General features: G+C 60.8%; 5 protein-coding genes. 2 read left to right on the top strand and 3 right to left on the bottom strand.

What is annotated here, in order from left to right; translation table 11 throughout:
- Nucleotides 1-1,075: 1,075 nt before the first annotated feature.
- On the bottom strand, nt 1,076-2,461 hold the full coding sequence (locus IPM06_20495) for a transposase (protein ID MBK8772789.1): 1,386 nt from the start codon (nt 2,459-2,461) through the stop codon (nt 1,076-1,078).
- A 33-nt stretch (nt 2,462-2,494) separates the two neighbouring features.
- Nucleotides 2,495-2,899 carry a hypothetical protein gene (locus IPM06_20490; GenBank protein ID MBK8772788.1) on the bottom strand — a complete coding sequence of 135 codons (405 nt, stop codon included), beginning with the start codon at nt 2,897-2,899 and terminating at the stop codon, nt 2,495-2,497.
- Nucleotides 2,900-2,939: 40 nt separating this feature from the next.
- Here IPM06_20490 and IPM06_20485 point away from each other — a divergent pair, with 40 nt between their 5' ends.
- Nucleotides 2,940-3,173, top strand: coding sequence for a hypothetical protein (locus IPM06_20485; protein MBK8772787.1), 234 nt, complete (start codon nt 2,940-2,942; stop codon nt 3,171-3,173).
- A gap of 213 nt (nt 3,174-3,386) precedes the next feature.
- Here the strand turns inward: IPM06_20485 and IPM06_20480 are convergent, their stop codons facing one another.
- Nucleotides 3,387-5,327 (bottom strand): ATP-binding protein, encoded by a 1,941-nt coding sequence (locus IPM06_20480; protein ID MBK8772786.1) that lies wholly within the window; start codon nt 5,325-5,327, stop codon nt 3,387-3,389.
- A 240-nt stretch (nt 5,328-5,567) separates the two neighbouring features.
- Here IPM06_20480 and IPM06_20475 point away from each other — a divergent pair, with 240 nt between their 5' ends.
- Nucleotides 5,568-5,843, top strand: coding sequence for a hypothetical protein (locus IPM06_20475; GenBank protein MBK8772785.1), 276 nt, complete (start codon nt 5,568-5,570; stop codon nt 5,841-5,843).
- Nucleotides 5,844-6,794: the final 951 nt, after the last annotated feature.

The raw sequence follows: 6,794 nt of genomic DNA, 5'->3' as shown, positions 1-6,794 counted from the left end.
AATCTTGCTCAGAGCTTGCTTCCTGGCCCAGCTCCGCACATTCAGCACTGGCTTGGCTTTTTACCCCAAACCCCCAAACCCCCCCCCCCAACCCCAAACCCAAAACCAAACCCCCAACCCCATAACCCCGACCCCCAGCCCCGGCACCCCGGCCCCCGCGCGCCGCGCCCCCCAGCGCGCCCGGCGCCCCCGCCGCGCCCTCGAGAGTGCGCCGCGCGAGCCGGCGAGCGCGCCCTGAGTGCGAGTGCGAGGAGCCGGTGCTGCACGAGAGATCGCATTCCCTCGCGCCAATCTTGCTCAGGGATTGCTTCCTTGCCCAGCTCCGCACATTCAGCACTGGCTTAGCTTTTTACCCCAAACCCCACACCCCCAAACCCCAACACCCAACCCCAAACCAAAACCCCAAACCCCCTAACCCCGACCCCCAGCCCCGGCACCCGGCCCCCGCGCGCCGCGCCCCCAGCGCGCCCCGGCGCCCCCGCCGCCCCCCGCGAGTGCGCCGCGCGAGCCGGCGAGCGCGCCCTGAGTGCGAGTGCGATGAGCCGGAGCTGCGCGAGAGATCGCATTCCTCGCGCCAATCTTGCTCAGGGCTTGCTTCCTGGCCCAGCTCCGCACATTCAGCACTGGCTTAGCTTTTTACCCCAAACCCCACACCCCAAACCCCAAACACCAAACCCAAAACCAAACCCCAAACCCCATAACCCCGACCCCCAGCCCCGGCACCCCGGCCCCCGCGCGCGCCGCGCCCCCCAGCGCGCCCGGCGCCCCCCGCCGCGCCCCCGCGAGTGCGCCGCGCGAGCCGGCGAGCGCGCCCTGAGTGCGAGTGCGAGGAGCCGGAGCTGCGCGAGAGATCGCATTCCCTCGCGCCAATCTTGCTCAGGGCTTGCTTCCTGGCCCAGCTCCGCACATTCAGCACTGGCTTGGCTTTTTACCCCAAACCCCACACCCCAAACCCCAAACACCAAACCCAAAACCAAACCCCAAACCCCATAACCCCGACCCCCAGCCCCGGCACCCCGGCCCCGCGCGCGCCATTTAATTAACGTCTCTTTCGTTTCTTTCCATGAACTCTTTGTTATTTAATCCAGAAGCTTTCTCGTTCGATCGCCTTCCTCATCCAGATCTTCGCTCTCTCATACGCATGCCTTGCATCAATGTCGCCCAGCTTTCCGCACTCTTCCCACAGTGTCTTCGACACGTTCTCTCTCGGCCTCTTCGACACTCGCCTGCGGAACTCCCGCTTCACCTTCTCGAAGATGTACTCCGCCGGCATGCTCTTGCTCGAGTTCGCCGCGTTGAACAGCAGGTGCACCTCCCTCTGCTCGCTGAACTGCTGCATCAGCAGCGTCTTGTGCATCTTCGCGTTGTCCAGGAACACCAGCAGCGGCGCGGCCTTGTACTCGCTGCGGATCAGCTCCACGCTCTCGTCGAGGAAGGCGCAGATCACCTCGGAGCTGGAGCGTGCCACGACCCAGTAGTTCACGATCTCCCGAGCGGAGACGAGCAGCAGCAGCTTGAAGGTGCCGAACACGATCTTGCGCTCCAGGTGCGTGTTCGGCTTGCCGATCTTCTTCCACACCTTGCACCGGAACGAGCTCTCCGCCACCGTCGTCTCGTCGAAGAAGAACACGTGCGCGTGCGCCGACAGCGCGTGCAGCAGGGCGACGGTGGCGATCCGCCGCTCTTCCTTGCGCTCGGCGCTGTCGCAGTTGGCGTGCGCGACCTTGGCCGTGCCGTAGCGGATGTGCAGCACCTTCTTCAGGAATCTGCGGTAGGTGGTCTTGGAGATGGCTGCGAACTCCGGGATCGCCTCCGTCAGCGCCGCCAGCTGCTTGTGCACGGGCAGCTCGCAGTAGTCGCTCTCGAAGAGGAACACGACCGGCTTCCAGTTCTGCAGCAGGAAGTCCCACGGAGAGAGCGCGTGGAAGTCGGCGAGCACTCCCTGCATGTCTCTCTGCCGACGCACCCACGTCCAGTGCCTCCGCTCTGTGCGAGTCAGGTGCCTCTGGCTGGCATGCAAGTGCGTGGAGGGGTCTTGGAAGCTGCGTTCGAAGAAGGCGATCCGCTTCGCGAGCCCGCTCTGCTCGCGCTCTCTGCGTCTCTTCTCCAGCTCGACGCGGATCGACCTGCTGAACATGTCGTAGTCCTTCTTCAGCCACTCCGCGTTGAACCGGCTGCCGAAGTGGTGCTTCAGCAGCTGCTTGACCTTCATCACGCTCTTGTAGTTGAAGTTCACGCGGAAGAACTCCAGCTGCTCCTTGTCCTGGCTCAGGTCCACGAAGTACGAGGAGAAGAAGGGCAGCCGGCGCTCGGAGGAGCGGCCGGCCACGAAGTGCTCGGCTGGCGTGAACTTGGGCTTGACTGTCACGCGCCGGTTGGCCTTGTACCCGCTCTTGTCTGCCAGCACCACGCCCACCAGGTTCCGGCTCCCGTCCACCGACTCGCTGTCGCTGCGCCTCATCTGCTCCATTTATAAAATCAGGGGACAAGTTAGTTACTGCGTGAGCCGCTTCTTCGACACCTTCACGATGCGCCGCGAGGCCGGGTTGCTCACGAAGGTCTTCTCCAGGCGGATGCCGTCCAGCTCCTTCCAGATCTCGGGCAGCACCTTCACGATCTCGTTGCGCTCCACCTTCTTCTTCTTGCGCTCGCTCTCGGTCTCGGACAGCAGCTTGTTGAACATGTCCGGCCGCACCGTGGAGAGGATCTGGAAGAAGAAGTTGCGCGGCGGCAGGCGCTCGGCGTCCACGTCGGGCATGTACGCCAGCAGCTCCCTGTCTTGCAGCACGGCCGGCCAGATCTTCTTGATCTGCAGCTGCGACAGCTTCGGCAGCGCGCCGGCGAAGCGCACGTCCTTGCTGCGCAGCAGCTTCTTCTCGCCGCGCAGCACCTGCAGCATGAAGGGCCACGTGATGTAGAACTTGGGCGGCAGGTGGTACTTGACTGGTAAGACAACGCTCGAAGCCGAAGATGAAGGAGAAGTGGACGGGGCTCTTGAGCACGGCCTTGATCTGGCTGATGTCCAGCGCGCCCTGCAGCTGCTGCAGCACGTCGTGGTCGCGCTTCTGCAGGAAGCTCTGCTCTGCCTTGGGCTGCGGCGCCGGCGGGTGCTCTCGCGGGTGGGGCTGCGGCTTCTCCACTTCCATGGTCTTCTTCTGTTCCATCGTTTATAAAAGCGCGAACGCGGAGTTAAGCCGCGTTGGCGGAAAGAGTTGCAGTCTGCAAAAGGGATTCCGGACTGCGAAAGCGGAGAGACGGCGTTTTGTATGGAAAGTCGCAACTGCCAAAAGAGAAAACGGCCGCCCTCCGCTTTCCAGCCTGCAGATGTTTTGCAGTCTGCAAACCGCTTGCAAAGAACTCAAAAGAATGAATCAAATCAGAAAAGGTTAGTTAGGTTTCTGTGCGTATCTCTTCGTGACCTTCTCCACGTAGCTGTTGTACTTGCCTTTCATCTCTTCGCTGGCAAGGAACTCCTCCGTCGACCGCTTCTCCAGCTTCGCCTCCCGGACAGCCGGGTCCACCGAATTGTCGTGGCGCACTCGCACCCTCAGCACGTGCTTCCAGAAGTGAAAGAGCCGCAGCTCGTTGGGAATGTCCAGGTCGTTGACCGGCGTGTACAGGTACTCCAGCAGCTCGCGGTCTTGCGCGATGTCGGCCAGGTAGAGCCTGCGGAAGAAGCGCGCGTGGTACTCGGGCTCCATCAGCTCGCGGATCTTGTCGGGCGAGTGGTTGCTCAGGATCACCATCGACTTGTACTTCAGCGTCAGCGGCGAGTCGCGGTACTTGATCTGGATCTGCTCCTCGCCGTTCGGGATCAGCGTCATGCGGTACAGCGTCCTGACCTTCGCGTTGTCGGGCGAGCACAGGATCTGCACCAGCTCGCTGGTGGTGGCGAGCGGCTGGAACTGCTGGTCCAGCTCGATGTTGGCCGTGCCGAAGAGCGGCTTGAGCAGGACGGACACGAAGCTGGACTTGCCCACGCCCGACTCGCCCGTCAGCACCAGGCTCTTGTTCGCCACCGAGTGCGCCTTGACAGAGTTCTTCTTGAGCAGCTCGTGGGCGCAGAACTCGAGGATCTCGAGGAACCAGCGCTTGTGGATCAGCTTCTCGAACACCAGCTCCAGCATCGCGTACTTCTTCGCGAAGTCCTTGTCGCTGAAGTTGGCCGCGTTGCCGGCGAAGCGCTCGACGAAGTCCTTCACGATGTCCTCGTTCTCTCTCTGCGGCTCCGCCATCACCGAAGACGCGAGGGCGGTCTCGATGATCGCCTTCTCCTTGTCGCTCAGCAGCCGCGCCATCGCGAACAGCTGCAGCTCCATCAGCGGGTCTTCCTGCAGCCTGTCGAGGCTCAGCTTGAACTTGCTGAAGAAGTGGCGCAGACACGGCTTGCTGTCGAAGTAGTCTCGCAGCTGCTCGGCCGGAGACTTCTCCTGTTCGCTGGCTCCCGCGCTGGGTGCGAGAGCGAGGGTGAGCTTGCCAGGAGCAGAGGTGGGCGGCTTGCGAAAGCCTTGCAGCGGATCGGAGTCTTCCTTGCTTTCCTCTCTCACCTCGTGCTGCGAGTGCTCGGAGCTCTCCTCGAAGGTGTCATTCAGTTTGTTCACGCTAGTGTCGCCTGGCAACTTCCATTGCGACTTCTCCACGCTCTTCGACTGCGAGGCGCGCATCGACGCGGACTTGTCATCTGGCTTTTGCGACTGGCCGTTGAAGAGCTGCCGGAAATACTCTGAGTCGCCCTTGTAGCAAGTCTTGCTGTACTTCAGCCGATGCACAACAGCTGCGAAGGCCGAGTCGTCGTGAGGAGAGACGCGGAAGGTCTTCTGCAGCAGCGGCTTGACCTGGCTGAGCGTCTCCGCTGCGATTCCCGCCTCTGCGCCAGCTTTCAGCAGATACGTGACGAAGGCCTTTGTCAGCGCTTGGCTGTCGCCGCAGTTGGGCAGCGGCTGCTCGGTCGCGATCGTGAAGTAGAGTTCCGGGCCATCGAACAGGGCGGAGGTGAAGAGCACGAGTCCCGAGTCGTGCTTCTGCTGCTGCGACTGGAACAGCGCTCTGGCGCACAGCTTGGTCAGCTGCCACACCAACACGCACTTCTGCGAGCCGTTGCCACTGGCGCCTTTGTACGACAGCTGGTCGTAGAAGACGGTCATGTCCCACTTCTTGAACTGCTGGCCCTCCGCCAGCACCAGCTTGCCGACCACGTTGAGCAGGAAGCTGCACACAGTCATGGCTTGATCCGGCGGTGGAGTGAGATGGAGCGAAATGAACGAGTGGCACTCGAAAGAAGAGCGAATTGCCGGAATATCGACATGTGAATTGGCATACTCGAACATGTACTTTTGAGAATGTCTCGCTAGCGCTATAGCGCTAGCGCAGCTTTTTGGCAGAAAGTTCATGAAATTTAAATTACGCTAGCGAAATTCAAATATAGCTGATGCATCAAAGTACGCGATTCTATTGGCTGATTTCGGGCAATCCGAGTTGCCCGAAGGCTCTGCTCTCTCAGCCGCAAAAAGACGAAAATGCAGTGCACTGCAAGATGAGAACAAAAGGCACGCGACATCCGCTCTGTCATGCTGATCCTGCGCGAGCAAGTGAGCACAAGAGATGCAGCCGCGTTGCATGAGAAAAGACTTCGAATGGCTTGCACAAGCGAAAATGCGAGGACGCCAAAGGACGAAGATGCCACCAAAGCAAGACTGAACCAGCCGCTCGTGCAAAGCAAAGAGCAAGGGCAGAAAAAGAGAAAAGAAAAGGAATGGAGTGGAGCCGAAAGGGAAATATTGGGTAAATTACCCAATATTTCCCTTCTCTCTCTTCTCTCTGCTGAGCTCAGAGCATCTCTCTGAGAGTGTGAGCTACCAGGCAAATTCAAAACAGCAGAACAGAGCCCATAAGAGCATTGCCAAAGCAGAAGAGAGAAGAGCAAAAACACGAAATAGTATTGAAGTGTTTTTGCGAGAGCTTGCAGCTCGAGCGCGCCGACTGCAGTCGGCGTTTGGGGGGATTGTTAAGGGGGGTTTTCGATTCTGAGTCGAATGGCGCTCGAATCTGGGCTGTGGCAGGAGGCAGTGACCGCGAACGGCGAAAATTGATTAAGTTGGTTATAAAAAGTGAAACTCTCGGCGCCATTGGCAGATTGGGGTGCGTGCAAATTTGAAGCAAAAAGTGCGGGAAAACAAAAATGATATAATGGCGTTGGCCGAATGAAAAACGCATTTCAGAAGCAGGCTAGAGCGCTCCAAAATGCAAAGAAAAGAGCTTGTGGTAGAGAACAATCAAAATAGCACTCACAAGCAAGAAAGAAGGGAGGTAAATAATCGCCCTGGGCGCGCTCGCCGGCTCGCGCGGCGCACTCGCGGGGGCGCGGCGGGGGGCGCCGGGCGCGCTGGGGGGCGCGGCGCGCGCGGGGGCCGGGGTGCCGGGGCTGGGGGTCGGGGTTATGGGGTTTGGGGTTTGGTTTTGGGTTTGGTGTTTGGGGTTTGGGGTGTGGGGTTTGGGGTAAAAAGCCAAGCCAGTGCTGAATGTGCGGAGCTGGGCCAGGAAGCAAGCCCTGAGCAAGATTGGCGCGAGGGAATGCGATCTCTCGCGCAGCTCCGGCTCCTCGCACTCGCACTCAGGGCGCGCTCGCCGGCTCGCGCGGCGCACTCGCGGGGGCGCGGCGGGGGCGCCGGGCGCGCTGGGGGGCGCGGCGCGCGCGGGGGCCGGGGTGCCGGGGCTGGGGGTCGGGGTGTTGGGGTTTGGGGTTTGGTTTTGGGTTTGGTGTTTGGGGTTTGGGGTGTGGGGTTTGGGGTAAAAAG

The organism is Hyphomicrobiales bacterium, from assembly GCA_016710435.1.
Taxonomy (GTDB): domain Bacteria; phylum Pseudomonadota; class Alphaproteobacteria; order Rhizobiales; family Aestuariivirgaceae; genus Aestuariivirga.
Note: the sequence above shows the minus strand (reverse complement) of the source record. Positions and strands in the feature narration are given on the sequence as shown.